Here is a 26,311-nt window from a genome sequence, read left to right on the forward strand (position 1 = left end):
CCCTATCTTTTCGCAATAAGTTCACGCTCGATGCGCTCTAACTTACCTTTTACGGTTCCATCATATATACGATTTCCGATTCGAAGCTTAACGCCACCAATCAGACTTGGATCTACCACGTTATGAATACGTAATGATGTCTTTCCAACTTTTTTAGCAAATACAGAAGAGATACCTGCTTCTTCTGCTTCGGATAACGCACGAACAGAATATACAGTTGCATCTGCAATTCCACGTTTGTCATTTGCAAGTGCTACAAATTCATCTGCCACATCAGCAATTATTTCTTCGCGATGACGATCAATCAATAAATACAATGTATTTAAAGTTGTTTGTGAAAAGCCAGTAAACGCAGCTTCCACAATCGCCTTCTTCTTATCAACTGAGAGCTTAGGATTATTTAACACTGTTTGGAAATCGCCATTATTTACAAACACTTGTTTAACAGTTCGAATTTCTTCCTCAAACTGGTCAAGTGCATTTTGCTCACTTGCTAATTGAAAAAGAGCTACTGCATATCGTTTTGCTACGATTCCTTTGCTCATCGCCCTTCTCCTACCTCTTGAATATATTCGTTAATTAACTTCTCTTGATCTTCAAGGCTAAGTTCCTTTTCAATCACTTTAGAAGCAACTAACACAGATAGTGAAGCAACCTGTTCACGTAAAGCTGTAACAGCCTGTTCTTTTTCTTGAATGATTTCTTGTTTTGCAGCTTCTTTTAGGCGGTTTGCTTCTTCACGAGCAGCTTGGATAATACCTTCTTTCTGCTCTTCACCTAATTTACGTGCATTTTCCATCAATTCAGCAGCTTCTGAGCGAGACTTTTTAATAAGCTCACGTTGCTCTTCAGCTAGTTTTTTCGCTTCTTGGTGATTCTTTTCAGCAGAATCAATTTCATTCGCAATATGTTGTTCACGTTGTTTCATGATGCCCATAACTGGACCGAACGCAAATTTACGAAGTAACGCTAGCAATACGATGAATACAACCAATTGGAAAATGATATCCCCAAGGTTAACTGGTGACCCACCAGCGGCAGCGCCTAAGACAAAAAGATCTAACACCTATATTCACTCCTTTCAGAGTTCCAATGTCAAATGGAAGTCTTTAATGTAAGCTTCACGTGTAAGTCTACTACTAGTAGAACCTGCACACTATTTTATTATCATTTTTTAAGGTTATACAAAGGAATGGCGAAGGTTCTCATGGAATGATCTTCGCCATTTTGTTGATGAAACTTTCATTTTATAGTAGAAAAAGGAAAGCTTCACGAGAAAGTCTTACTTATTAGTTAGCACCGAATACCATGAACGCGATAACAACCGCGATGATAGGAATCGCCTCAACTAACGCAACCCCGATGAACATAGTTGTTTGTAACTTACCTTGTGCTTCTGGTTGACGAGCAATCCCCTCAACTGTACGTGATACGATAAGACCGTTACCGATACCAGCACCTAGTGCTGCTAAACCAATTGCAATTGCTGCTGCTATTAAACCCATTGAAAAAGTCCTCCTTTAATTGTATAAAAAATAATAGTAATTGTTTTTTGTTGTCCAAAAAGTCTCATTTCGGACAAGGTATTTATTTTAATGGTCTGTACTCACTTTGTGAGAAATATAAACCATTGTTAACATTGTGAAGATGTATGCCTGAATGGCACCTACAAAGATACTAAATCCTTGCCAAGCAATCATCGGAATAAATGCTCCGATTGTACCAAGAATACCTCCGAAAATGCTTTCTCCATAACCACTTACTGCCATACCAGCAATTAATCCAAGTAGGATTTCACCAGCATAGATGTTACCGAATAGACGCAGTCCGAGAGTTAATGTATTTGCAAATTCTTCAATAATCTTAAGTGGAAACATAAATGACATAGGCTTAAAGAAATCTTTCCCATATTCTCTTGCACCCTTCATTTTGATTCCGTAGTAATGTGATAATCCAACAACCATAACAGCAAGTGTTAATGTAATAGTTGGATCAGCAGTTGGAGACTTCCACCATAATTCATGATCAAAAATGATCGCGAATGGCAACCCTAACATATTCGATACGAAAATATACATTAATAATGTAATTCCTAATGTTAAGAATCGTCCGCCTGTGTTCCAGTCCATTGAACTTTTGATAATTCCTCGAACGAAGTCCATGACCCATTCCACAAAGTTCTGAGCACCAGTTGGCTTCATTGCAAGGGTACGAGTTCCAGCAACTGCGATAATAAAGACAATTACACTCGCAATTGTAATCATTACCATGTTTGATCCACTAAACCAAAGTCCAAATAATTCAAACGTAGGAGCTTCGTGACCCAACAGTATTCACCTCTCTTCCATATTGTCTAGCGCTAGCGGTATAGGTATAAAATAAGTTCTATTAGCTAGTGCTATAGTCTATTTATGAAGTTTTTGAAAAAAGAAATCTATCATAATGACAAAATATGCTGTCATTAATCCAATAACCATACTACCTAGATGAAACATTTCTGGAAACTCGATCACGACTAGGACTGCAAGTGCAGCCACTGCCATTCTCGGCATTGTACCTAACGAACGAACTCTACGTCCCTCTTCGTAGGCTTTACTAAATTGCTTGTTCTTCCGAACCAAAGAAAATAAGATATAAAAGCTTCCTATTGTACCTAGTATTAATCCTAAGAAGATTGATTTGTATACCGTAAATGCCCAACCTAGTACATAGATTGCAAGTAAATAGAATATGTATTTACGATATCTTGGAAAAGCGATAGATAAATCCTGCATATTGCGTTAATCTCCTGAGAAGAAATGGTTGACTAGACGAAGCGTTGCATAGACTCCTGTTGCTAGTCCCAATAGAAGGCCAATAATTAAAAAGAGTGGTTCGGTGTCTAGTGTTCGATCAATCCATCTACCGAGGAATATCCCTACTAATATAGATCCTACTAGTTGAGATAGAATACCAGACATAAGCGCATAGGCTCTCAGCGGATATTTATCATTTTTACGCATCTGCATTCCTCACTTGAAACGCAAGTGGTTCGAAAACGTCAGAAAATACTTACTATTACAAGTAATTTTCTGCATGAAAACCCTCTCATCGATACCCTTTGTAAGCATACAATAGGCACCCAGAGATGTCAATTGTTTGCAGTGAAAAAGTTCACTTTCTCACAAGTAAAAATAAGGGTTTGAGCAACACCTATTTAAAGCGTTTTACCACTGATTTTTATTAGCATTGTTTGTATAGTAGTTACTTAAATATTCAATTATTGTTCACAAAACGTTCATATTTTACAACACGAAGAACAGTCCAGTAAACCCTACTTTTTATAGCTGTAGGCAAGCCATTTTTCAATGGCCGCCTACCATCGTATCATCAAATACGATTTCAGTTTCTAGTATATCTTCTTTTCCTGCCTTTTTTACAAAAATGATGGCTTTGAAAACTCCCTTTAGGTTTCGTTCCTTTCGATTCACTTGTCTCTCTACTAATCCTCTTGGAACATCCCGTTCCCAATCTAAGAATGTAACGAACCGTAATGTGTCAGGGTCGTATAATACAATCCCATATTCATCCGCACCACCAGGAAGGTATAATTCATACCGAAAGATATCTTCCTTGTCTCCTTTTCCAAATTGAAACCCCATGATTCGGGGATAATCTGGTTCTTCTATCACGTACATATAGGGAATGTGATATCGATTTTCCCCTTCTCTCAAAAATAAAAGCCCATGATGCAAGCCTGCTCCAATTGTACTTGGAGTCATTTCGATCCCTACAGTCACCACTTTCTTCTGTTTCGGTTTCACCGTAAAAGATAGCGGAAGCTCCCACTGAATCCCTTCCCTGTTTTTTGGTACCTCGAAGGTGTACATTTTTTCCTCGGAGGACTGGTTATCTATTGTTATCCTTATCTTTTTTTCAGCTCGGTTATCATCGTGGTGAAGAAGGCCTAGCGAAAATGAACCAGGGTAGATTAAGGTTTCAGAATGAATTGCCTCATGTAGTTGGATTCTACCTGCCCCTTGTTCATAGGGTTTGTACAAGGTTCCATCTTCCGATTCTAGTAATCGTGCTGTATTCATAAGTGCTGCCTTGATTTGCTCGGGTGTCCAATCAGGATGTGCTTGTTTCAAGATGGCACTTGCTCCCGCTACATGTGGCGCAGCCATACTCGTTCCTTGCATTTCCTGATAACCTTCTGGGACTGTGCTGTCAATCGCAACTCCCGGTGCCACAACGTCTGGCTTTATATCCCACGTATGAGTTACAGGTCCACGAGAGCTAAACTGTGCAATGGTATCCTCTACTTTTTGAAAGGACGTTTTTACTACATTGTTTTTCGATTTCATTTGCTGCTTCATCCACTCACCGTCTGCTTTTGAAATAGAAGCAACTGGTATGGGTAGCTCACGTTCAAGCGTTCCACCAAAATTACCATCTGTGTTGTTATAAATAATAACCGCAGCAGCTCCAGCCTCTACCGCCCTCACTGCTTTTTGTGTAAACGTTATTTCGCCCCTTTCCATTAATACAATCCTATCTTTTGCATCTGGAAAGTTTGTCTCAGTTCCAATTCCTGCTTCTACTAATTCAAACTTCTTTTGAAGCTTCCATGGTTTGGAGCCTTGAAGTGGTTGGAGCTGTATGTGTCGATCAGATAAGCCAATTGTGACATATGGAAGTGTAAGTGGAGGTGTCGATGCACCTACTGAAATGGCCTTAGATGATGTTCCAGGGGAACCCACTGTCCACACTTTTGGACCTGAGTTTCCACTTGACGTTACTGCAACTATTCCCTTTTCCGTTGCTTTGTCTAATGCAAGGCTTGTTGGCCAATCCGGTCCGTTAATGGTATTCCCAAGAGACAGGTTAATCACATCGACCTTATCCTCAATCGCTCGATCGATTGCTGCGATGACTTGCTCGGAGGTTCCCATCCCCCCTGGTCCGAGTGCCCGGTAGCCAATGATAGTAGCTTCAGGTGCAACACCTTTCACCTTGCCATTTGCTGCAATGATCCCTGCAACATGTGTCCCGTGAGAGGTATTAAGATTTGCTTGTCCTTTTGTCTCCATAGGATCCGCATCACCATCCACTAAATCATAGCCACCTTTGTAGTTCCGACGTAGATCTGGATGTGTGTAATCCACTCCAGTATCAATTACCCCTACTTTCACACCTTTCCCAGTTAAGCGATGATCTTTCCGATCAAAATGTCCACGAATCTCCTCACCGCCTATAAACGGAACACTTTCTTCAACAGAGGCTTGATAGGTGGCAACTGGAGAACTATGTTGAATACCTGTTTCAGCTTTTAGTTTTTCTACATCACGTCTTTTTCCTTTTAACGAGAAACCAGGAAACACATGCTTATAAATGTGGTTGATTTGTAGGGAGGAATAATCTGTTTTGATTTTTTCTACTAACGTTTCAAATTTGTCTTCATCTGTGATGAAAATCTCATGCACCATTTCGTCCATATTCTCCTTTGGCAAAGGAGGTCTCTCTGGGTACATGGCAGCATGTACGGTCATTGTTGAAAATAGGAGGGTAAGACAGATGCTTGTTGCAAACAAAATTCTACACAAAAAAACCACCTCTTTGAGATAGCATTTCTCAAATGGTGGCTGAATATGAATCGTAAGTTTCGTTTTATTTCGTTCCGAATAGTCGGTCTCCAGCGTCTCCAAGACCCGGAACAATATAGCCATGGTCATTTAGCTGCTCATCAAGTGCAGCAATGTAGATATCGATATCAGGGTGCGCTGCTTTCATTGCTTCCACACCTTCCGGGGCTGCAATTAAACACATGAATTTAATGTTCGTTGCTCCACGCTTCTTTAATGCATTAATCGCTTCAACTGCAGATCCACCAGTGGCGAGCATCGGGTCAACTACGATGAATTCGCGCTCTTCAATGTCAGAAGGCATTTTAAAATAATACTCAACAGGTTGTAAAGTTTCTGGGTCACGATAAAGTCCAATATGACCGACCTTTGCCGCTGGAATCAAACGCAAAATCCCATCTACCATTCCAAGACCTGCACGAAGAATTGGCACAATCCCTATTTTCTTCCCAGATAAAACCTTTGATTTTGCCTTTTGTACGGGTGTTTCCACCTCTACTTCTTCTAATGGCATATTGCGAGTAATTTCAAAGGCCATTAAGCTTGCTACTTCATCTACTAATTCACGGAATTCCTTGGTCCCTGTGTTTATATCACGAATATATGTAAGCTTATGCTGAATCAGTGGGTGATCAAATACGTACACCTTCCCCATTGTTCATCTCTCCTTTATATTAACTGAATTTCAAAACCCTGTTCTTAGAATACCACTAGACGAAAAAATAATTTACGAACTCTATGTAATACACCTCAATAGATTTTACAGAAAAACATAGGCATGTTCAAGGCGAATGTAAAAAAAACAAAAATTTAGAGGCGTAGAAGTTACCGATTTACAATTTTATACAAAAGTGATATCATAATAATATAATAAAAATATCGCAATGAAATGGAGATGAGTGCATGAAAGAAACACAAGTATGGCGTCTCAATGGCTTTCTAGGTATCCTTATCATCGCTGTTTTCACAGGAATAGGCGTTATGATGCTTATTAACACAAAGATTATAATTGGAGCACTATTTATCCTTGCAGCTATAACCCTGGCTTCCGGTATAACCATCGTTCAACCCAACCAGGCTGGTGTCGTTATCTTTTTTGGAAAATACCTCGGTACGATTCGTGACAGCGGCATGTTTTTAACCGTTCCATTTTCCATTCGAAGAACTGTTTCCTTACGCGTAAATAACTTCAACAGTAAAAAATTAAAGGTCAACGATGTTGAAGGGAATCCAATTGAAATTGCAGCGGTTATTGTATATAAAGTAATTGATTCAGCGAAGGCTGTTTTTGATGTGGATCATTATGAGGAGTTTGTTGAAATCCAAAGTGAGACTGCCATTCGTCATGTGGCAACAAGATACCCGTATGATACATTCGAAAATGTGGAGTTAACATTACGAGGAAATGCAGACGAAATTTCAAGTGAATTGGCGACTGAGCTACAGGAACGACTACGTGTGGCAGGGGTTGATGTCCTAGAAGCGCGTCTCACTCACCTTGCATATTCTACTGAAATTGCTCAAGCAATGCTTCAACGCCAGCAAGCAACAGCTATTATTGCAGCCCGTCAAAAAATTGTTGAAGGTGCAGTTGGAATGGCCCAAATGGCCATTAAACAGCTTGAACAAGATAAAACCGTTGAACTCGATGACGAGCGTAAGGTACAAATGGTGAATAACCTACTCGTTTCCATCGTGTCTGAAAAATCAACCCAGCCTGTCATCAATACAGGAACTCTCTATTAATGAGTGACAAGCATGTCTAAAAAAAAGAGCTTTCCATTACGTGTAGATCCTGACCTCTATGAAATACTGCAAAAGTGGGCTGCAGATGATTTTCGAAGTGTAAATAGTCATATCGAATATCTTCTCAGAGAGGCAGCAAAAAAGGCTGGGAGAATACCGAAGAATAAGCAATAACCCCTTCAAACCGCTTGGGATATACCGTCCGAGCGGTTTTTTACGTGTAGCTTTTCTTCTGATTTTTGCGAAATGCCCCCTAAATTTGGATTTATGGGACAATCCGGATAAAATATGTGACACTAATTTGAATAAATGGGACATTCAATGGCATTTATAGGACAAACATCGAACTAAATGGGACTTTGAGCGGCTAAACACAAAAAAAGACAGGACGCGTAGTCCTGCCGTATTACATCTTAATATTTTTTATATAATTCGAACTTACCAGATAACGCTTCTACACGTTGTCTAGCTTCTTCAAGCTTCTCTTCATTTTCTGCATTTTTCAATGAGAATGCGATGATTGAAGCAATTTCGTCCATGTCTTCTAAACCAAATCCACGGCTTGTAACAGCTGCTGTTCCAATACGGATACCACTTGTTACAAATGGACTTTCAGGGTCAAACGGAATTGTATTTTTATTTACTGTAATGCCCACATCATCTAGAACCTTCTCAGCTACTTTACCTGTTAGTCCTAATGAACGTACATCAAGTAATAATAAGTGGTTGTCCGTTCCTCCAGAAACAAGAGCTAACCCTTCGTTCTTTAAGGACTCCGCTAATCTAGCAGCATTTTCTACGATGTTTTTCGCATAGACTTTGAAATCATCCTGAAGTGCTTCCCCGAATGCCACCGCTTTTGCTGCAATTACATGCATTAATGGGCCACCTTGAATACCAGGGAAAATCGACTTATCAATCTTTTTTGCGAATTCTTCTTTACAAAGAATCATACCACCGCGTGGACCGCGTAATGTTTTATGTGTAGTTGTTGTGACAAAGTCAGCATATGGAACTGGGTTCTCGTGAAGACCAGCTGCAACCAAACCAGCAATATGAGCCATATCAACCATTAAGTATGCGCCAACTTCATCAGCGATTTCTCTAAACTTCTTAAAATCAATCGCACGTGGGTACGCACTTGCACCTGCAACAATAAGTTTTGGCTTATGTAGCTTCGCCTTTTCTAAAACGTCTTCGTAATTAATTTGGTGTGTTTCCGCATCTACTCCGTACTCCACGAAATTGTATTGAATTCCACTGAAGTTTACCGGGCTACCGTGTGTTAAGTGTCCACCATGTGATAGATTCATCCCAAGTACAGTGTCACCTTGCTCTAGAATTGTAAAATACACAGCCATGTTTGCTTGTGCACCAGAGTGCGGTTGTACGTTCACGTGCTCTGCACCAAAGATTTCCTTCGCACGGTCTCTTGCAATGTTTTCGGCAACATCAACATGCTCACAGCCACCATAGTAGCGACGTCCAGGATAACCCTCTGCATATTTGTTTGTTAACACAGAACCTTGAGCTTCCATAACTGCTTCACTAACAAAGTTTTCAGATGCTATTAATTCAATCTTAGTCCGTTGTCTTTGTAATTCATCTTGAATCGCACGAAATACTTGCTGATCTTGCTCCGATAAATGTTTCATTGGAATCCTCCTTTTAATCTATTATGAATTATTCGCTTATTTGAAAAATACTTTTCCATTGTAACACTTTTATTCGGTTGTAGGAAGATGAAGTTTATAATCTTATTTCACCGAAACATCCATAAACTAGGGTAAAGGCTGTAGGAATGGTACTATTACTAGGTTTTAGGCAAAACCCACATTTTAATAAACACGAACATTAAACCTATTTTTATTAATATTGTTCATTTATATGCAAAAAAGAGACAAGGTACCCCCGTCTCTTTTTCTACTCTTTTGTCCAGTTCCAATATTCAAAGTCACCAACCTGAATATTCCTAAAATCTTGTTCTTCTTTTAACTTTAAAAGCTCCTTCACCGGCCCTGTGACTACCGCACCATATACGAGAAACTCATTCTCTTTTAAATACTTATACCTTTCCTCCAAATACCAAAGGCCAAGTACGTTTTCACGATAATAGTCACCCTCATCTTCCACAAGGTTTTTCATATTTTCAAGCATGATTTTTTGATTTTCCTCTATTGTCTTACTGTTTATATATAACGTGCTGCCACCCTTGTAGTCTTTTTCCATTTGTACAGCTCTCGTTAATCCAAGCGTGTCTACTGCTAGACTCTGACCTCCGCCTGCCTGAGACCATCCAGGTTCAAAATCTTTAAGTTCCCCCGCATACAAAGGCATCCAGTGAACATCAACGTCATATTTTTCTAATCTTTCTAGAAGCTCAGCAGGCTCATAAAACTGTGTTGTTGAAAAAGCTAAGTCAGCAACAGTTCCTTCATGTACCATCTCTAGTTGTTCCCATTCCAATGCATCGCCACCATTCGAGCCAGGTACCTTTTTACCTGTTCGCGGATCTTCCGGAAGGACAAACCGGAACCGATAATCATCCGTACGTTGAAAATATGTTGTCTCTTTTGTGGAGAGTGGGGTTAGTAATCGCTTGGTAACATTCAATTCACCAACTACCTTCTCTTCCTTCCCTATCGTACGCGATATCGGAATGGTAAACTTCTGACTAAGAAAAGGTGTAATCTCTGCAGGAGTTACATCCCAATGATTCCCCACGAGACCTGACTGCGTCCAATCGATTGCAAGATTTAAGTGGAAGGCATTTTTATTATCAACCTTTGAAAATCCATAACCAATTGTTAATAGGATCATATACACCCCATATAAAAACAAAAGAATCACTACAATCTTTAGAATTCTAGCAGTTAATAAGAATCTATATTTCCACAGAATCCTTTTTTCTTTATCCTTTGTCCATTCTGTCATTTGTGATCTCTCCTTTACAAATCAGTAAGTCCCTTTCTCCGAACCTTTTCAGCTATTGTTTGCAGTTTTTTCCTTGCCCGGTGGAGTGTCACCTTTACTTGTGATTCGGAAAGCTCCATCGCCTCCTGTATTTCTTCATATGAAAACTCCGCTATTTCTCTTAGATAAATGATGGTTCGATAGTTTTCTGGGAGTAAATCTAGGAGATCTGTTAGCTCCTCCGCTGTTTCCTTCCCAAGCATTTCATCCTCAGGAATTCCATAAGGACTTGTCATGTCCCCGCTATCATAAAACGGTACCCACTTCCATCTTTGCCGCTTTCTCCATTCGTCAAGATACGTATTCCTTGCAACCTTAAACAACCACGGCTTCACATCTTCATACTTGTAAAAAGAAAGAGAGACAGTCGCACGAAAAAAGGTTTCCTGTACGAGTTCCTCTGCTAGATTGGCAGAGCCTGACATACGTAACAAATAATAATAGAGGGGTTCCGCATAACGCCGATAAATATCATCTAGTTTTTCATTCCGCTCTTTATTCACCAGCGCCCCCCTTTCATGTTTCGTCTCTCCATCATACCTCACAAAGAAAACGAATAAAGACTTAAAATGTTACACATGACTTGAAATTAATTTTCGGACAGAACAAAAGTGCAAGCGCCTTGATTAGCCCCGACAAGCATAAGACGAGACGGCGAGAAGGTTGCTCTTTGACCTTCTTGACGGATTGGCTTATGACCTCGAGGGGCTAGGCGCTGGAGCTAGATGTAGATAAACTCATTTATAACTTATCATAAGGTTGAATTTTATAATTTCCCTAAACAACAAAAAACCCCTACTTAATAGGGGCTAACTAAGGTGTAGTATTAGTTTTTAGCACTTCATATTCTCTTTTTTATCCGGGTATACAGCCCTCGCTCCACCAATTAGCTTAGGTCGTGCCTTTGCCATGGTGACATGGGCACTGCCCATCTCCTTTAGTGAACTTCTGATAGGCACCGCGACATGCTTGAGGTGCATCCCGATAAATGTATCTCCTATGTCAATTCCAGCGTCTGCTTTAATAAATTCTACAACTACTGGGTCTGTAAGTTGCCCAAATGCATAGGTTGCCATCGCTCCACCAGCCGTACGAACCGGAACAACTGTGACTGGCTCTAGATCTCTATGTAATGCCGTTTCCCGCTCAACTACCAATGCACGATTTAAATGCTCACAGCACTGAAACGCGAGTTCAACACCATGGTTTTTCCGAAGTGAATCGAGTTCTCGAAAAATCATTTCCGCAACTTCTTCAGACCCTGCTGTGCCGATTCTTTCACCAATTACTTCACTTGTACTACACCCAACAACAAGAATCTCGCCTTTTTTTAGAGATGCCTTTTCTGTAAATTCAGCTAGAATTGTTTGAAGTTGCCCTTTCCACACTTCAATGTCAGCAACCATTTCCCTACCTCCTTCAATAAAAGTACGCCTGATTTCATATTGTCCTCAGGCGTCCTTTTTCACTTATTCTCCAGATGGGTTGTTTTCGTACGTTGTAATTTTGTTAATTCTGTTTTCGTGGCGTCCGCCTTCAAATTCAGTTGTAAGCCATACTTTTGCGATTTCACGTGCTAGTCCTGGACCAATAACACGTTCTCCCATCGCAAGAACGTTTGTGTTATTATGTTCACGCGTAGCCTTTGCACTAAACACATCGTGAACGAGGGCACAACGAATACCTTGCACTTTATTGGCAGCAATACTCATTCCTATTCCCGTTCCACAAATTAAAATACCACGATCATATTCCCCATCTGCCACTTTTTTCGCAACAGGTAGAGCATAATCAGGATAATCAACTGAAGTCGAGCACTCGCACCCGAAATCATCATATTGTATTCCTAGCTCGTCCATTAACCCTTTGATTTCTTCACGTAATACGAGTCCGCCATGGTCTGACGCAATTGCAATTTTCATTGTAAATCCCCCCATAATCAAATGCGCCTTGGCGTATTTGCACTCAGATTTTAGGCCCACAGTAAGTGGGGAACAAAGACGTTGGCACAGGAATTGGCGTTCTTAGTCTTTGATCTTATGCTCGATAAACTTCCTTATATCCGAGGCATCCGCCGGAGGCAAACTTTATTCAGCTTGCGTTTAATCCTCACGCATCGTAAACCTTTATTGCACTAATATACGATATAAAAACCTATTCCTGAATAAAGTTACTACTTACTTATTATTATACCTAAAAAAGAACTCCCGAACCAAAACGGGAGTTATCATTTTTCCTACAAGGTAAACCTATGAATTGTTTGCTTGAGTTGACTTGCTTGGGTTGCAAGCTCTTGGGCTAATATATCAACCTCACTAATCACACTTGCCTGATGCTGTGTTGCTGCACTCACTTCCTGTGCACCTGCTGATGTTTCTTCAGCAATGGCAGCAACCTCTTGTGATTGTAGGGATGTGGCTTGAATACGATCCATCTGAGATTCAACTAATACAGCTATTTGCTTAACAGCATCTGCTACTTCATGAACAGATGTCGTCATGTCGGCAATAGCCTCATTTGTTATCGTTCCTTTTTTAGCCTCTTCATTTGCTACAGCAACTTGCTCGGATATTTGAACCACTACATTTCGAACCTCTTGCTGAATGTTTTTAATAAGCTCTGAAATACCTTGAACAGCTTTTGAGCTTGCATCTGCTAACTTTCTCACTTCCTCAGCTACAACCGCAAAGCCTTTCCCATGCTCACCAGCACGAGCTGCTTCAATGGACGCATTTAATGCAAGCAGGTTCGTTTGACCGGCAATATCTCCAACAAGCGAAATAATATGTTCCACTTCCTTGGCATTTGTTTCAAGGCGATTTACTGCCTGAAGTGATGTTTGATTGTTTTCAACAAGCTTATTTATTCCAGCTATAAGGGAATGTACCGTTTCCTTACTATCATGTAGGGAATCGACCATTTCAACAGATAATTTTTCAGACGTTTTTGCTTTATGCTGAACTTCTTCCGCAATTTTAATCACATCTTCTACTGATTCTGCCGTTTCCTGGATTGAAACTGCTGAGCTATCCGCTCCATTTGATATTTCAGAAATGGTTCGATTAATATTATTCGCCTGCTCTGATGCAAGGCTTGATGCTTTCGTAATCTCAATTACCTTTTCATTTGTATTTTCAAAGTTTTCCTCAATACTGTGCACCATATTACGCAGGTTTTGTAGCATCTTATTAAAAGCAAGACTTAAACTACGAATCTCATCATCCGATTTGGAAACAGGCACATCCTCGCGAATATCCCCATTAGCAGCAGAGATAGCCACTTGTTCAAGCTTCTGAAGTGGTTTTGTAATAAAGGATGCTGCGAAATAAGCAAGAATCCCAGACCAAACGATTCCTAAAACCAATGTTGCCACCATAAAGAGCTGTTCGTTCATTACGTTTTCCACAAATGGATAGACAAAATAAATAAATACTGCAGATGTAGAGTACGTGACAATTGCTAAAATGGTAGTAAATAGTACGAGTTTGACCCTTAGTCCAAATTTGTAACGCCTTTTGTTTTCCAACCGTTTCTCCCCCTGAATCTATCTTTTTAATTTAGAAAGCACCTGATCAATCAATGGTTCAAGTTCTGCATATGTTTCTCTATATATTTCAACCGGTCCACCAAAGGGGTCAGAAACATCTCCACTACCGTTCGTAAATTCTTTCAGGGTATATATTTTCCCATCCACCTCTGGAAAGCGATACATGATTTCCTGTTTATGATGATGGGTCATTGTTAAAATACAAGTAGCCCATTCAATTAGCTCTTTTGTTAAGAAAGAAGATGAATGCTGGCACTGAATTCCGTTTTCCGTCAAAACCTGTGAAGTATTTGAGGAAGCAGGACTTCCACTACTTGCAAATATTCCCGCTGATTTAACCTCTATCCCTTCAGGAGCTTTGCTTCGTAAAATAGCCTCAGCCATCGGACTTCTGCATGTATTTCCCGTACATACAAATAATACACGATTCATTTTATCACCCTTTAAACTTATTTTTCAGGTGTCAACGTAGTACTTTTAGGCTACGTTTTTAGACAAATTTCGATATATCTTTATTATAAAACAGATTTAGCAAGAGACATAGACTAGATTAAAAAAAGAGCATGGTTTTTTACCAATGCTCACAATTTTGTTGAAATTTAGGTGGGTCAACGAACCTGTCCCCTTGTCCCATTACAGTGGAAACAGTAATTTCACTCCGAAAATTAAGAGGATACTTCCTCCGAGTACTTCGCTATATGTACCTAACCAGTTCTGGACCTTTCGACCTAGTAGAAGTCCCAACCATGATAGAACCATACTAACAGCCCCGAACATGAGAATAACCATAATTGTCTTAGCACCGTAGATACCTAGGGAAAGCCCCACAGAGAAGCTATCTAAGCTCACACTTAAGGCAAAGATAAACAAGCCAAACCCTACTGGCGTAATCATCGGCTTATCTTCATCCTTGAAGGAAGAAATAATCATTTGAAGTCCTAAAAATAAGAGCAATCCTGCTCCAACATAAGTAGCAATCACTCCAAATTTATCAGACAATAAGCTACCAATCATGATTCCTGCTAACGGCATCCACATATGAAAAAATCCAATTGTTAGACCAATTGAAAAGATTTGTTTTAGTCTTAGTTGGATTAACCCCATACCCAACCCTACGGAAAAAGCATCCATTCCTAGAGCAAATGCCATAATAAATAATGTAATAATTTCTCCTAACACTGCTGTGATATCCATTTTCTACCTCCTCGGACGTGCCTATATCAACATATGCATGTCCGAAACGAAATAGAAGAGAGGAAATTCAAAATTTCTTATTAAAATAGAAAATCGAGTATTCCTAAATTTTTAACACGTTTTATATTTATTCCGTTAGTACTTTATGACCTGCAGCTTTGGTCAAACGATTCATGATCGCCTGGCCAATACCCTCACTTGGAAAGCTTTCACTAAAAATAACATCCACACTGCTTTCATCAAATACACGCAACACATCAAATAGACGATTTGCTACGGTTTCTAACTGTTCACGAGATCCGCAGGCAATAACTTTATCTGCCGAGTATTTATCTTGTCGCTCAATAGTTGTGAGTACACCAACACGTAAACCTTCAGTCTGCTTCTCTTTTACAAGCGACTGAATATACTCCATTGATCCATTTACGATAAAAAGAGGAGCCTGTGTTGCATAATGTTTGTATTTCATTCCCGGTGATTTTGGAGCATGATTTTCTTCTACTAATGCCTGGTCAACCTCAACTACACCACATACATCTTCTAACTGTTCCTTGGTGATGCCACCAGGTCGTAAAATAACAGGTACTTCTCCAGAGCAATCCACAACCGTCGATTCCAAACCAACTCCAGTTGCTCCCCCATCAATGATTCCAGCAATTTTACCAGTCAAATCATCTGCCACATGCTTAGCTAGTGTTGGACTAGGCTTACCTGAAAGATTTGCACTTGGTGCAGCAAGCGGAAGTTCTGATGCAGAAATTAACGCCAATGCAACTGGATGATTGGGCATACGTACGGCTACCGTATCAAGTCCTGCTGTTACTTTTTCGGAAACGGCATTCTCTTTTTTCTTCAACACCAAGGTCAGTGGTCCTGGCCAGAACTTTTCAATTAACCGATAGGCTTGATCCGAAATATCCTGTGCAACCCGGTGTAACTGTCCCATTGTGGAGATGTGGACAATTAGTGGATTATCACTTGGGCGACCCTTTGCTTCATAGATTTTCGCAACAGCCTCACTAGACAGTGCGTTTGCCCCTAGCCCATAAACCGTCTCAGTTGGAAATGCGACAACTTCATTTGCCTGTAAAAGAGTAGCTGCCTCTTTTATTTGTGGATAAGTTTCAATATCTTGTTGTTGTTTATCCACAATCCATCGTTTTGTATCCATATAACGCAACTCCTATAGAAAATTCCTTTATTTATCATGTTTTTTTATTATTTCAATATAAAAAAAGAGAGGGTTTAAAATGGTATATACAGGCGTTATCCACATTTTGTGGATAAAAACCGTTAAAAAGTGGATAACTTTGTGGATATATCCATTCTTGGAACAATTCACATCCACAGGAAAAATTAAAGCCTCAGTCCAGTTTTTATATTATGTTCCACAGATTATCACATTTCTCCTAATTTTAACAACAACCTTATCCACATCATCCACAAAAACCGTCTTTGTGCACATTAAAAAAGCCCCCGCTTGCTGCATATAGCGAACAAACAGAGACTTGGACTTATTTTTCGATTTTGGAAACCATGAACATAGGGTCAGTAGTTTCTAAGATCTGTGTTATATGATTTGATGTTTTGATATGTCCTGGCAGCTCCTGCTCTTCTATTTTTGAAAAGCCAAGCATATTGAAGAATGAGATTGATGCCTGTTTGTTCGTCGCAAGAAATAACTGACGCAGTTCCTTGTGTTTCGCTAAAGAAATGGCACTCTTAAAGAGTGTTAACAGGTTCGTTTGATCAACCTTCGCTGTAATCACCAACGATCGTAACAGGCCGTCTTGTTCGATTCGTTCAATCCCTAATGTTGCGAGAATGTTTTGTTCCGCATCCTCTAATAATATAAAATGATCTATGATTGATTCAATTCCATCAGCACTCACTTCAGCTTGTCCCAAAAATGATGTTACTCTTTCAATATCCATCTCATTTGCGGTTCTAATTTGCTTCATCTCTCCACCCCATCCTTTGTTTTCTACTAACTACTCTATGAGGGGTTTGGAAAAATAGAACAAGTTACTAGAATAAATCTTCGTGAAAAATTGGTTTTTTTCTAGTAAATTAGGTTAGCATTGGTCGTTATGTGCCCAATTGTTGCATATATGGGACAACCTTCATAATATATGGGACAGACTTTTCATTTTATGGGACAAATTTTTCGATATATGGGACATAACCTGTTAGTTATGGGACATTATGAAAATATCTTTTAACTAAAAAGTGAAGTAATAAATTCAACTAAGAAGAACTTAACCTCTACTTCATCTTCTTGTGCTTCGTTATCTTCCTTGTCTTCATTTTCTTTCTTGTCCTCTTTATCTTCTTTCTTTTCCTTCTTATCCTTCTCTGCCTTCTCTTCTTCCTCTACTTCTACATCTTTTCCTTCTTCATCAGAAGCCTCTATTGCATCTCCTGTGGAAAAGTCTAAGAAACACAGTGGCGGGAATAGCACGCACCACCAGTTTGCACCTTTTGCTTCACCTAATGAGATCAGAATTGCTTCATATTCACCTGCTGGATAAAGGAACTCACCGTATAGCTTTGTTGGGAACTGAACATTGCTTCCATACCCTACCGTATAGGATTGATCACTATTTTCTCTTTCTAATACTCTAGCAACAATTTTCTCTATTTCTGGTAGTCTCTCTTGAATTAATTCTCTTGCAGCTTCAATCGACGTTAGTTCAGCCACCCACTCTGTGATTTCGGCATTCACTTCATCTCGTACCATACGCTTAAGCTCCTGATCTTTATCAGAATCACTATTCGCTAGAATACGCAGTCGAATCGCTTCATCTGGAATCACCGCTGGACCATCAGCACTTGTTTCTTTTATAAATAAATGGCTATTCGCCCCAATTAATAATAAAAAGATAAATGAAATAATAGCAGTTTGTTTTTTCAATTTCCTTGCACCATCCCTTCACAACCCATTCTGGACAGGAAATTGAATTCTTAAACTACCAAATATAAAAAAATCTAGTAAACTATAAAAAATTTGTATTTGTGTTTCGTGTTATAAAAAATATGTAAAGTTGACTTTACAAAAAGTATGGTGTACTTTACAATGAATATAGAAACAATTGGAGGATATTGTAAATGGAGATTAAGAACCGCGTGAAGGAACTTCGTGCAAAACATAACCTCACACAAGGTGCACTTGCCGAAAAGGTCAATGTAACACGGCAAACAATTGTTGCACTGGAAAAAGGAAGCTATATCCCTTCACTGTTGCTTGCAATGAATATTGCCCAGACGTTTAACTTACCAATTGAAGAAATCTTTTATATGGAGGAATGAGAGATGAGTATTTTTCGTAGTGTTTTGTATTCAATTATTTCAATCGTGATTTTAGGTTGGGGATTATCTGCCATGTATTATGCTCAAATGGATTTTGCCCATATTGTCAAAACCAACCAAGAACCACCTTGGTTTATTGAAATCAACATGCTTCCGATATTTGTAGCACTGGTAGCCAGTATTGTCTTTTCAGCGATAATCTATCCAAAATTAAAACGAAAGCGGAAGTCGTGGAAGAACGTTTTATTATTACCTACCGAGTTTGAAGAAGGTGATGAACGTGAAAAAGAACTTACAGCAAAAGCTTGTCGCGCTTCCTATATTAGCATGTGGTACACATTCCCAATCATAACGAGCCTAATCCTGCTCTACCCCTTCATCTCAGACACAGTACCATATTACCCTATTATTCTCTTACTACTATACCCACTCATTCAAGTTGTCGTTTACTTTTTATCTTGGAAAAGAAACTATTAGTATTGCGCTGAATTACCGTAGTTTTATCGAAAGATGTTCGTAACGTACAATTATTGGAGCTAACGGTGCAATTATCCAGATTAACGGCTCAATTCCCCTTGTGGTAACTTTGTTCCTATATAAAAAAGTAGCTTAGGGCTGTCCCCTAAGCTACTTTTACAAAATTTCCACTTAAAACCCTATTTCTGCAAACACCATTCGGTCTTTTCCGTTGATGTCATATACCACTTCAACTTTTGCACCAGTAAAAGTGTGCTGTAGCAAATCCGCAACAAGCTTTCCTTGTCCGATTCCTACTTCAAAGGCAACGATTCCGTTTTCTTTTAGAACCTCTGGAATTTCATACATAAACCTGCGATAAAAGTCTAATCCATCGACGCCACCAACAAGTGCGCGCATCGGCTCATGGTCTTTTACAACAGTTGATAAGGTTTCAATATCACCTTCTGGAATATAAGGCGGATTGGAAACAACAACATCTACCTTTGTCCCATGTTCAATCAATGGCTGTAGAAGGTCACCTTCATAGAAGCTTACATTCGCCCCAAGCTGACGTGCATTTCCCTTCGCAACGTCAATGGATGCCTTTGCAATATCAACAGTCATGACATCCAATTTAGGATTTTCAAGTGCAAGCGTGATGGAGATTGCTCCACTACCTGTCCCGACGTCGACAACAGCTACCTCTTCAACATCCCCATACAGCTTTGTAATTCTGTTCAATAGTCCTTGAACAAGCTCTTCTGTTTCCGGTCTAGGAATTAATACCTCTTCATTTACAATAAACCTTCGACCATAAAATTCCTCATAGCCAATTATGTATTGAACGGGAATTCCGCTCACAACTTCTTCAATCGCGTTTGTAAACTTTTCTTTTATCGTTTCGTCCAATTCTTCCCGTAATTCCGCTAGCAACTGGGCCCTAGTCAACCCTAAATAATGACACAACAGCAGTTCCCCACTATTCTCGTCCCGACCATTTTCTCGTAAAAAAGAAGAAGCCCATTTGAGGGCTTCGTATATTTTTTGAAAGGATGCCATTATTCGGCAGCCTCCATTTTTCTTGCTTGGTCTTCCATTATCAGAGCTTCAATGACTTCTTCAAGCTTACCTGTAAGGATTTGGTCAAGCTTTTGAATCGTAAGCCCAATGCGATGGTCGGTCACACGGTTTTGCGGGAAGTTATACGTACGAATACGCTCAGAACGGTCACCCGTACCTACCGCTGCTTTACGGTTTTGATCATATTCAGCTTGTGCTTCTCGTTGGAACTTATCATATACACGTGCACGTAATACCTTCATCGCTTTTTCTTTGTTTTTAATTTGTGATTTTTCATCCTGACAGGAAACCACAGTACCAGTTGGTAAATGAGTTAGACGTACCGCTGACATGGTCGTGTTAACACTTTGTCCACCAGGTCCACTTGAAGCAAAGGTATCCACACGAATATCCTTCTCGTGGATTTCTACCTCAACCTCTTCCGCTTCCGGTAAAACAGCAACCGTTGCAGTCGATGTATGGATACGGCCACCAGACTCTGTTTCAGGAACACGCTGGACACGATGCGCACCATTTTCAAACTTCAGGCGAGAATACGCACCTTTCCCGGAAATCATAAAGATGATCTCCTTATACCCACCGACTCCAGTTGAGTTAGCTTCCATAACCTCTGTCTTCCAGCCATGCTGTTCAGCATAACGGCTATACATACGATACAAGTCACCAGCAAATAACGCAGCCTCATCTCCACCAGCTGCTCCACGGATCTCCATGATTACGTTCTTGTCATCATTCGGGTCCTTCGGAAGTAATAGCACATGTAGACGCTCCTCTAGTGCCTCCATACTATCCTCAAGCTCACTGATTTCTTCCTTCACCATTTCACGCATGTCTGCATCTAGCTTTTCTTCCAGCATCGCCTTCGCATCTGCTAGCTGCTCTTTAACCTCTTTGTACTCTCTATATTTCTCAACGGTTTCTTGTATATCAGATTGTTCCTTTGAATATTCACGTAGTTTCGTTGTGTCATTTACAATATCCGGATCACTTAATAATTCATTTAGCTTTTCATAACGAGCTTCAACAGCTTCTAAACGATCAAACACGGTCTTCACCTCAAAATTTAGTCCATAACAGTATAATTATAGTATAGGGCACTAACCTCGTCAAAGCAAATCCGCACAGAACCGCATTTCTCTCACATTCCGCTGTCGAATGAGGGAAATTATGTTGGATTGGTTCTTTCTTTGACGAAACGATACTAGTTTTGTCTTTCTGGAAGGATTTTATTAAGAAAGAGAGAATCGTAAGTAGTAGAAGAGTAATCGGAAAGTACTATAAAATATTTAGTAGCTGAGCTTTTGGGAAAGAAGAGTATAATAGGGAGTGGATGGTATGAATACAGCTGAGTTCGCAAAAAAGTTAGGGGTTTCAACGAAAACAGTTCGTAAATGGATAAAGAATCTCAATATTCCTTGCACGAAAAATGAATATGGCCACTATGTATTCGAGGATACAGACCTTCCACTTTTCGAGGAAATACGAAATCAAGTAAGGTCCGGGGTTCCAACCGAGAAAGTTGATTTGAACACGCAACAACCTAGAAAGGGGACCGTACGAAAAATGGTACAGGTTAATGATAAAACACTCTCTGAGAAATTAAATAAAATGATGGACCGGATTAAGGAAAACGAAAGACGCATCGAGGAGAAAGCGAGTGATGTAGTTTCTTACCAGCTTTTGCAGCATCGCAAAGAAATTGACGAGCTCCAAAAACGCGTACAGACGTTAGAAGCGTATATACAACGTCTTGAGGATGAGAAAGAGGAACTACAAAAACAAACTGCCATTACCCTTGAAAAAATTGAGCAGCCAAGAAGACGGAAAAGAGTACTCGGGTTCTTATTTTAAATAGAACAACCATGGTCAGGTACCTACCTGATCTTTTTATTGTTGCACATAAAAAGCACTCCAAACGGGAGCGCCTTATAATTTCATTTTATCCTTTTGAGTGATTGATGCAGCTAATGGTTTTCCAGGTACTTCGTGATGGTGGCGACAACGCGGTTCATAAGACTCGGATGCACCTACTAAAATGACAGGGTCATGATAGGATGCCGGCTGTCCATTAATTAAACGTTGTGTTCTGCTTGAAGGTGAACCACATACTGAACAAACAGCCTGTAGCTTTGTTACAAGCTCCGCTAACGAAAGTAACTCAGGCACCTTTCCGAATGGCTCGCCACGGAAATCCTGATCCAATCCAGCAACGATAACACGATGCCCTCGATTCGCTAGGACTTGAACGACTTCTACTATGTCATCATCAAAAAACTGTACTTCATCAATTGCTACTACATCTGTATCTGCAGAAACCACTTCTAAAATCTCAGTTGATTTCGAAATGGGAAGCGCCACAAAGGATGTCCCATTATGAGATACAACAGAATTATCACTATATCGATTATCAATTTGAGGCTTAAACACCTGTACCGACTGCTTTGCAAATTCAGTGCGTCTAACACGTCGAATTAATTCTTCAGATTTACCTGAAAACATGCTTCCACATATCACTTCAAGCCAGCCGCTATGCTTCATAATATACATGAAACGGGGTCCTCCCTTTCCTCGGTTGTTCCTTCGAGTCAAATGATTGACCACAAATTAGAGGGTATCTTTTATTGGGGTAATATAATGTATAATTGCGAGAAAAATTATGTCAATTAGCATAAAAAACAGGCAAGAGGAAAAATACTTGCCTGTTTTTTGGCTGATCAAATTCGCCTTGGCGAATTTGCGCCCAGATTTTATCGAGCTTGCTCGATAAACTTCCTTTGAAAATCTGAGGCATCCGCCGGAGGCTTAACTTTATTCAGAGAGGCTTTTAACCTACTCTATTAACAAATCTTTTGCATATAAGTCCCCACTTATATAAGCAGGGACTTTTGCTGAATAAAGTTAAACGGTTATTATTTAATACCGTATTTTTTATTGAATTTATCTACACGTCCACCTGCATCAGCGAATTTTTGACGGCCAGTATAGAATGGGTGACACTCTGAGCAAACCTCAACGCGTAACTCTTCTTTTACAGAACCAGTTTCAAATTCATTTCCACAAGCACATTTCACCATAACCTTCTTAAAGTTTGGATGAATTCCTGCTTTCATTCGTCTCATCTCCTTCCGCCCTGAATCATTAATCGAAACAGAGTTACGTTCTAGTGAAATTGATGTACAACTTCTATACCTAAAACGCACATGTTGAAATTATAACAAGTGATGCTATGAATTGCAACTTAATCCTGCTGTTAAAAATCGTAAATAGAGTACAATTTTTCCCAACAGGTATATTTCAAATTTGGCTTTCTTACGATTCGTTTCTACTGCTATTTCTTCTTGCAGCAGCTGCTTTCTTTTCCGCCTCAAGCATTTCGAAAAACTCTGCATTTGTTTTAGTTTGCTTAAGTTTTCGTAAAAATTTCTCAGCAAAATCTGGTGAATCTGACATAGCTTTCCTGATAGCCCAAATTTTATCAAGCTTATCTTTTTCAATAAGAAGCTCTTCTTTTCTAGTTCCTGAACGACGAATATCAATTGCAGGGAAGATACGTCTTTCTGCTAACGAACGATCTAGGTGGAGCTCCATATTACCTGTACCTTTAAACTCTTCATAAATAACGTCATCCATACGTGAGCCCGTATCAACAAGCGCAGTTGCTAAAATAGTTAAGCTACCGCCCTCTTCAATATTTCTGGCTGCCCCAAAGAAACGTTTTGGACGGTGAAAGGCAGCAGGGTCAATTCCTCCTGATAACGTACGTCCACTTGGAGGGATTACTAGGTTATAAGCCCTTGCAAGACGTGTGATACTATCCATAAGGATGATCACATCTCGTTTATGCTCAACAAGACGCATTGCTCTTTCTAAAACAAGCTCCGCAACCTTAATATGGTTTTCAGGTACCTCATCAAAGGTCGAACTTACAACATCACCTGCTACAGAACGTTCAATGTCTGTAACTTCTTCTGGGCGCTCATCGATTAGTAACACAATCAATTCAGCCTCAGGGTGGTTGGTTGTAATGCTGTTGGCAATTTCTTTAATTAGCATGGTTTTACCAGCCTTTGGTGGCGCCACAATTAGACCACGTTGACCAAATCCAACAGGTGCCAATACATCCATAATTCTTGTTGAAATATGGTTTGGTTTCGTTTCTAATATAACTTGTCGGTTCGGATATAAAGCTGTCAATCCAGGGAAATGCACACGTTCCTTTGCTGTTTCTGGATCGTCACCGTTTACTGCTTCCACATGGAGTAAGCCATAATAACGTTCGTTCTCTTTTGGAGGCCGCACCTTACCAGAAACTTTATCCCCATTTCTCAAATCAAAACGACGAATTTGAGAAGCTGAAATATAAATATCTTCTGAGCTTGCAGAGTAATTTATTGGGCGAAGGAAACCGAATCCTTCAGACTGGATAATTTCCAGTACCCCTTCCATAAATAAAAGGCCATCCTGTTCAGCTCTCGCTTTTAAAATTGCAAAAATCAGTTCTTTTTTCGATAATTTACTATAATAGGAAACCTTAAATTCACGTGCTAATTCATATAATTCTTTTAGCTTCATGTTTTCAAGACTAGATATTGTAATACTCATTCGTACACCACTCTTTATTTTTTGTTAAAATCGTTGCTACTACTCGTAAATGCTCTCCAATAGATTTGGTTATGAGATTGGTCATTCTCCACCATATAAATGCGTTTGCGCAAGCTACTCCTAGGAAAAAAGGACATCCTATAAAAAACGATCATTTTATATGTATAAGTATGGATGGAATGATTTTAGAAGCATCATGAGGATTGCATAGAAGTTTTCACCGCGGTACTCATTTTTCATTTTGGGCAAATGGATTCCCATGTTTTGAATGATTAGAAGTAAATAGACGATTGATAGTCTTCTCTATTTTACCCTATTAGCGTATTTTTAATCAATACCATTATTTGATAGACTTATGGCTAGTTTATGCCAAAAGAGCGAGTACAGTGACTCGCCCTCCATTATTTAATTACTAGATTCGGTTTTTTCTTCAAACTATGTCTACCATCTATGAATCTAACTGTTCCTGATTTTGCACGCATAACAATTGAATGAGTTGTCCCTATCAATCCCTTGAACTGAACTCCTCGTAAAAGTTCTCCGTCTGTAACGCCTGTTGCTGCAAAAATTGCATCATCTCCACGAACTAAATCATCCATACGAAGAACTTTTGACACATCCAGTCCCATTTTCAGACATCGTGCTAACTCCTCATCATTTTGAGGTATAAGCTTTCCTTGGATTTCTCCGCCTAGGCATTTCAAGGCAACAGCAGACAGAACACCCTCTGGAGCTCCACCGGAGCCAAATAAAATATCAACCCCTGTATGGTCAAATGCTGTATTAATTGCTCCTGCCACGTCTCCATCATTGATGAGCTTGATTCTAGCACCAGCTTCCCGTAGTTGGGAGATAATATGTTCATGTCTTGGTCGATTTAAGACTGTAGCCACAATATCTTCAATATCTTTATTTTTGGCTTTCGCAACAGCTTTTAAATTGTCGATAATTGGCGCATCAATATCAATCAATCCTACCGCTTCTGGTCCTACTGCAATTTTATCCATATACATGTCTGGGGCATGAAGTAAGTTACCATTATCTGCAACGGCTAAAACAGCAAGTGCGTTCCACCCACCTGAAGCAACTATATTTGTACCTTCTAATGGGTCAACTGCAACATCCACTCTCGGTCCATATCCATTTCCAAGCTTTTCCCCAATATAGAGCATTGGCGCTTCGTCCATTTCGCCTTCCCCTATGACAACTTGTCCCTTCATTGGGATTGTATCAAACACATCTCTCATCGCAGAGGTTGCTGCACCATCTGCCTCATCTTTTTTTCCACGTCCCATCCAACGTGCTGAAGCTAATGCTGCTGCTTCCGTAACACGAACGAGCTCCATTGATAAGCTTCTTTCCATGAATACCTTCCCCCTTGCTTGGATCGTTTCTGTTTTTAATTAGGCAAAAATACAATCGGTACGTAGTGCGGACAATTTTAACGCGCTTTTGTTTTCTGTCTTTTTATAGCACGGAATCCCCGAGAACCGGACTTGCTAGTAACTACACTGCCACAGGACGTGGCGTTTTCGTCTGCCCGTTTTCTCGTTTCTAAGCAAGTCGCTTCCGCTTTTCTATTTGTCTAGCTGCAGCGACTAGAAACTCGAGAAACTTCAACTCCTCCTGCAGAGGCAAATTGCGCCTCTTTGTCGGAGTATCCAGTTTTCTCGTTTCTGAGCAAGTCGCTTCCGCTTTTCTATTTGTCCAGCTGCAGCGACTAGAAACTCGAGAAACTTCAACTCCTCCTGCAGAGGCAAATTGCGCCTCTTTGTCG

30 protein-coding genes are annotated in these 26,311 nt (G+C 39.9%); 5 read left to right on the top strand and 25 right to left on the bottom strand.

What is annotated here, in order from left to right:
- Positions 1-2: 2 nt before the first annotated feature.
- From ACWNMY_RS09900 to upp, 8 genes are all read right to left on the bottom strand, one after another.
- Positions 3-545 carry a F0F1 ATP synthase subunit delta gene (locus ACWNMY_RS09900; protein WP_449538059.1) on the bottom strand — a complete coding sequence of 181 codons (543 nt, stop codon included), beginning with the start codon at positions 543-545 and terminating at the stop codon, positions 3-5.
- Positions 542-1,066, bottom strand: coding sequence for a F0F1 ATP synthase subunit B (gene atpF, locus ACWNMY_RS09905; RefSeq protein ID WP_449538060.1), 525 nt, complete (start codon positions 1,064-1,066; stop codon positions 542-544). Before atpF ends, ACWNMY_RS09900 begins: the two co-directional genes overlap by 4 nt.
- 223 nt (positions 1,067-1,289) lie before the next feature.
- On the bottom strand, positions 1,290-1,505 hold the full coding sequence (gene atpE / locus ACWNMY_RS09910; protein WP_449538061.1) for a F0F1 ATP synthase subunit C: 216 nt from the start codon (positions 1,503-1,505) through the stop codon (positions 1,290-1,292).
- 87 nt (positions 1,506-1,592) lie between these two features.
- Positions 1,593-2,327, bottom strand: coding sequence for a F0F1 ATP synthase subunit A (atpB, locus tag ACWNMY_RS09915; RefSeq protein WP_449538062.1), 735 nt, complete (start codon positions 2,325-2,327; stop codon positions 1,593-1,595).
- Between the two features lie 78 nt (positions 2,328-2,405).
- Complete coding sequence (locus ACWNMY_RS09920) at positions 2,406-2,774, bottom strand: ATP synthase subunit I (protein WP_449538063.1); 369 nt, start codon at positions 2,772-2,774, stop codon at positions 2,406-2,408.
- Between the two features lie 6 nt (positions 2,775-2,780).
- On the bottom strand, positions 2,781-3,002 hold the full coding sequence (locus tag ACWNMY_RS09925) for an AtpZ/AtpI family protein (RefSeq protein WP_449538064.1): 222 nt from the start codon (positions 3,000-3,002) through the stop codon (positions 2,781-2,783).
- Positions 3,003-3,344: 342 nt separating this feature from the next.
- Positions 3,345-5,594, bottom strand: a complete 2,250-nt coding sequence (locus ACWNMY_RS09930) for a S8 family serine peptidase (RefSeq protein ID WP_449538434.1) — start codon at positions 5,592-5,594, stop codon at positions 3,345-3,347.
- A gap of 55 nt (positions 5,595-5,649) precedes the next feature.
- Entirely contained in the window at positions 5,650-6,279 is a 630-nt protein-coding gene (upp, locus tag ACWNMY_RS09935) for a uracil phosphoribosyltransferase (protein ID WP_449538065.1), read from the bottom strand.
- 248 nt (positions 6,280-6,527) lie between these two features.
- Between upp and ACWNMY_RS09940 the strand changes: the two genes are divergently transcribed.
- Positions 6,528-7,370 carry an SPFH domain-containing protein gene (locus ACWNMY_RS09940; protein ID WP_449538066.1) on the top strand — a complete coding sequence of 281 codons (843 nt, stop codon included), beginning with the start codon at positions 6,528-6,530 and terminating at the stop codon, positions 7,368-7,370.
- Between the two features lie 12 nt (positions 7,371-7,382).
- A complete protein-coding gene (locus ACWNMY_RS09945; protein WP_449538067.1) occupies positions 7,383-7,544 on the top strand; it encodes an Arc family DNA-binding protein in 162 nt (53 codons plus the stop codon).
- A 239-nt stretch (positions 7,545-7,783) separates the two neighbouring features.
- Here the strand turns inward: ACWNMY_RS09945 and glyA are convergent, their stop codons facing one another.
- From glyA to spoIIR, 11 genes are all read right to left on the bottom strand, one after another.
- Complete coding sequence (gene glyA, locus ACWNMY_RS09950) at positions 7,784-9,025, bottom strand: serine hydroxymethyltransferase (RefSeq protein ID WP_449538068.1); 1,242 nt, start codon at positions 9,023-9,025, stop codon at positions 7,784-7,786.
- A gap of 268 nt (positions 9,026-9,293) precedes the next feature.
- Entirely contained in the window at positions 9,294-10,304 is a 1,011-nt protein-coding gene (locus ACWNMY_RS09955) for an anti-sigma factor C-terminal domain-containing protein (protein WP_449538069.1), read from the bottom strand.
- Between the two features lie 14 nt (positions 10,305-10,318).
- Positions 10,319-10,846, bottom strand: coding sequence for a sigma-70 family RNA polymerase sigma factor (locus ACWNMY_RS09960; RefSeq protein ID WP_449538070.1), 528 nt, complete (start codon positions 10,844-10,846; stop codon positions 10,319-10,321).
- 330 nt (positions 10,847-11,176) lie between these two features.
- Positions 11,177-11,749: a TIGR01440 family protein gene (locus ACWNMY_RS09965; protein WP_449538071.1), complete on the bottom strand. Its 573-nt coding sequence runs from the start codon at positions 11,747-11,749 to the stop codon at positions 11,177-11,179.
- Between the two features lie 63 nt (positions 11,750-11,812).
- Positions 11,813-12,265, bottom strand: coding sequence for a ribose 5-phosphate isomerase B (rpiB, locus tag ACWNMY_RS09970; RefSeq protein WP_449538072.1), 453 nt, complete (start codon positions 12,263-12,265; stop codon positions 11,813-11,815).
- 314 nt (positions 12,266-12,579) lie between these two features.
- Positions 12,580-13,869: a methyl-accepting chemotaxis protein gene (locus ACWNMY_RS09975; RefSeq protein WP_449538073.1), complete on the bottom strand. Its 1,290-nt coding sequence runs from the start codon at positions 13,867-13,869 to the stop codon at positions 12,580-12,582.
- An 18-nt stretch (positions 13,870-13,887) separates the two neighbouring features.
- Complete coding sequence (locus ACWNMY_RS09980; protein WP_449538074.1) at positions 13,888-14,322, bottom strand: low molecular weight protein arginine phosphatase; 435 nt, start codon at positions 14,320-14,322, stop codon at positions 13,888-13,890.
- 201 nt (positions 14,323-14,523) lie between these two features.
- Positions 14,524-15,084: a manganese efflux pump MntP gene (locus tag ACWNMY_RS09985; protein WP_449538075.1), complete on the bottom strand. Its 561-nt coding sequence runs from the start codon at positions 15,082-15,084 to the stop codon at positions 14,524-14,526.
- A 127-nt stretch (positions 15,085-15,211) separates the two neighbouring features.
- Positions 15,212-16,255, bottom strand: a complete 1,044-nt coding sequence (locus ACWNMY_RS09990; protein ID WP_449538076.1) for an L-threonylcarbamoyladenylate synthase — start codon at positions 16,253-16,255, stop codon at positions 15,212-15,214.
- 343 nt (positions 16,256-16,598) lie between these two features.
- Complete coding sequence (locus ACWNMY_RS09995) at positions 16,599-17,045, bottom strand: GNAT family N-acetyltransferase (protein ID WP_449538077.1); 447 nt, start codon at positions 17,043-17,045, stop codon at positions 16,599-16,601.
- Positions 17,046-17,302: 257 nt separating this feature from the next.
- Positions 17,303-17,998 (bottom strand): stage II sporulation protein R, encoded by a 696-nt coding sequence (gene spoIIR, locus ACWNMY_RS10000; RefSeq protein ID WP_449538078.1) that lies wholly within the window; start codon positions 17,996-17,998, stop codon positions 17,303-17,305.
- Between the two features lie 194 nt (positions 17,999-18,192).
- On the opposite strand from spoIIR, the gene ACWNMY_RS10005 reads away from it, so the two are divergent.
- Together ACWNMY_RS10005 and ACWNMY_RS10010 are read left to right on the top strand one after the other, a co-directional pair.
- Positions 18,193-18,393 carry a helix-turn-helix transcriptional regulator gene (locus ACWNMY_RS10005; protein ID WP_449538079.1) on the top strand — a complete coding sequence of 67 codons (201 nt, stop codon included), beginning with the start codon at positions 18,193-18,195 and terminating at the stop codon, positions 18,391-18,393.
- A gap of 3 nt (positions 18,394-18,396) precedes the next feature.
- A complete protein-coding gene (locus ACWNMY_RS10010; protein ID WP_449538080.1) occupies positions 18,397-18,870 on the top strand; it encodes a hypothetical protein in 474 nt (157 codons plus the stop codon).
- 171 nt (positions 18,871-19,041) lie between these two features.
- Here ACWNMY_RS10010 and prmC read toward each other — a convergent pair whose 3' ends face one another.
- Both prmC and prfA read right to left on the bottom strand, forming a co-directional pair.
- On the bottom strand, positions 19,042-19,911 hold the full coding sequence (prmC, locus tag ACWNMY_RS10015; protein ID WP_449538081.1) for a peptide chain release factor N(5)-glutamine methyltransferase: 870 nt from the start codon (positions 19,909-19,911) through the stop codon (positions 19,042-19,044).
- Entirely contained in the window at positions 19,911-20,978 is a 1,068-nt protein-coding gene (gene prfA / locus ACWNMY_RS10020) for a peptide chain release factor 1 (RefSeq protein WP_449538082.1), read from the bottom strand. The genes prmC and prfA overlap by 1 nt, the downstream gene beginning before the upstream one ends.
- Before the next feature lie 289 nt (positions 20,979-21,267).
- Here prfA and ACWNMY_RS10025 point away from each other — a divergent pair, with 289 nt between their 5' ends.
- The gene (locus tag ACWNMY_RS10025) at positions 21,268-21,783 is read left to right on the top strand and encodes a MerR family transcriptional regulator (RefSeq protein ID WP_449538083.1); all 516 of its coding nucleotides are present in this window, start codon (positions 21,268-21,270) and stop codon (positions 21,781-21,783) included.
- 75 nt (positions 21,784-21,858) lie between these two features.
- On the opposite strand, the gene ACWNMY_RS10030 is transcribed toward ACWNMY_RS10025, so the two are convergent.
- From ACWNMY_RS10030 to glpX, 4 genes are all read right to left on the bottom strand, one after another.
- Positions 21,859-22,479, bottom strand: a complete 621-nt coding sequence (locus ACWNMY_RS10030; protein WP_449538084.1) for a thymidine kinase — start codon at positions 22,477-22,479, stop codon at positions 21,859-21,861.
- Positions 22,480-22,841: 362 nt separating this feature from the next.
- Entirely contained in the window at positions 22,842-23,042 is a 201-nt protein-coding gene (rpmE, locus tag ACWNMY_RS10035) for a 50S ribosomal protein L31 (protein ID WP_449538085.1), read from the bottom strand.
- 199 nt (positions 23,043-23,241) lie between these two features.
- Positions 23,242-24,534 carry a transcription termination factor Rho gene (gene rho / locus ACWNMY_RS10040; protein ID WP_449538086.1) on the bottom strand — a complete coding sequence of 431 codons (1,293 nt, stop codon included), beginning with the start codon at positions 24,532-24,534 and terminating at the stop codon, positions 23,242-23,244.
- A 401-nt stretch (positions 24,535-24,935) separates the two neighbouring features.
- Positions 24,936-25,898 (bottom strand): class II fructose-bisphosphatase, encoded by a 963-nt coding sequence (gene glpX, locus ACWNMY_RS10045; RefSeq protein WP_449538087.1) that lies wholly within the window; start codon positions 25,896-25,898, stop codon positions 24,936-24,938.
- Positions 25,899-26,311 lie beyond the last annotated feature (413 nt).

It is taken from the genome of Ferdinandcohnia sp. Marseille-Q9671 (assembly GCF_976954385.1).

Bases quoted from the DNA above. Each gene is read 5' to 3' on its own strand.
- ACWNMY_RS09990 (WP_449538076.1), bottom strand. From the start codon at position 16,255: ATGGATACAAAACGATGGATTGTGGATAAACAACAACAAGATATTGAA.
- ACWNMY_RS09920 (WP_449538063.1), bottom strand. From the start codon at position 2,774: ATGCAGGATTTATCTATCGCTTTTCCAAGATATCGTAAATACATATTC.
- ACWNMY_RS10025 (WP_449538083.1), top strand. From the start codon at position 21,268: ATGAATACAGCTGAGTTCGCAAAAAAGTTAGGGGTTTCAACGAAAACA.
- atpE (WP_449538061.1), bottom strand. From the start codon at position 1,505: ATGGGTTTAATAGCAGCAGCAATTGCAATTGGTTTAGCAGCACTAGGT.
- ACWNMY_RS09945 (WP_449538067.1), top strand. From the start codon at position 7,383: ATGTCTAAAAAAAAGAGCTTTCCATTACGTGTAGATCCTGACCTCTAT.
- ACWNMY_RS09965 (WP_449538071.1), bottom strand. From the start codon at position 11,749: ATGGTTGCTGACATTGAAGTGTGGAAAGGGCAACTTCAAACAATTCTA.
- upp (WP_449538065.1), bottom strand. From the start codon at position 6,279: ATGGGGAAGGTGTACGTATTTGATCACCCACTGATTCAGCATAAGCTT.
- ACWNMY_RS09940 (WP_449538066.1), top strand. From the start codon at position 6,528: ATGAAAGAAACACAAGTATGGCGTCTCAATGGCTTTCTAGGTATCCTT.
- prmC (WP_449538081.1), bottom strand. From the start codon at position 19,911: ATGGCATCCTTTCAAAAAATATACGAAGCCCTCAAATGGGCTTCTTCT.
- rpmE (WP_449538085.1), bottom strand. From the start codon at position 23,042: ATGAAAGCAGGAATTCATCCAAACTTTAAGAAGGTTATGGTGAAATGT.
- ACWNMY_RS09900 (WP_449538059.1), bottom strand. From the start codon at position 545: ATGAGCAAAGGAATCGTAGCAAAACGATATGCAGTAGCTCTTTTTCAA.
- ACWNMY_RS10030 (WP_449538084.1), bottom strand. From the start codon at position 22,479: ATGTATATTATGAAGCATAGCGGCTGGCTTGAAGTGATATGTGGAAGC.
- glpX (WP_449538087.1), bottom strand. From the start codon at position 25,898: ATGGAAAGAAGCTTATCAATGGAGCTCGTTCGTGTTACGGAAGCAGCA.
- ACWNMY_RS09995 (WP_449538077.1), bottom strand. From the start codon at position 17,045: ATGAAGCAAATTAGAACCGCAAATGAGATGGATATTGAAAGAGTAACA.
- glyA (WP_449538068.1), bottom strand. From the start codon at position 9,025: ATGAAACATTTATCGGAGCAAGATCAGCAAGTATTTCGTGCGATTCAA.
- ACWNMY_RS09955 (WP_449538069.1), bottom strand. From the start codon at position 10,304: ATGACAGAATGGACAAAGGATAAAGAAAAAAGGATTCTGTGGAAATAT.
- rpiB (WP_449538072.1), bottom strand. From the start codon at position 12,265: ATGAAAATTGCAATTGCGTCAGACCATGGCGGACTCGTATTACGTGAA.
- ACWNMY_RS10005 (WP_449538079.1), top strand. From the start codon at position 18,193: ATGGAGATTAAGAACCGCGTGAAGGAACTTCGTGCAAAACATAACCTC.
- ACWNMY_RS09925 (WP_449538064.1), bottom strand. From the start codon at position 3,002: ATGCGTAAAAATGATAAATATCCGCTGAGAGCCTATGCGCTTATGTCT.
- ACWNMY_RS09980 (WP_449538074.1), bottom strand. From the start codon at position 14,322: ATGAATCGTGTATTATTTGTATGTACGGGAAATACATGCAGAAGTCCG.
- ACWNMY_RS09985 (WP_449538075.1), bottom strand. From the start codon at position 15,084: ATGGATATCACAGCAGTGTTAGGAGAAATTATTACATTATTTATTATG.
- ACWNMY_RS10010 (WP_449538080.1), top strand. From the start codon at position 18,397: ATGAGTATTTTTCGTAGTGTTTTGTATTCAATTATTTCAATCGTGATT.
- rho (WP_449538086.1), bottom strand. From the start codon at position 24,534: ATGAGTATTACAATATCTAGTCTTGAAAACATGAAGCTAAAAGAATTA.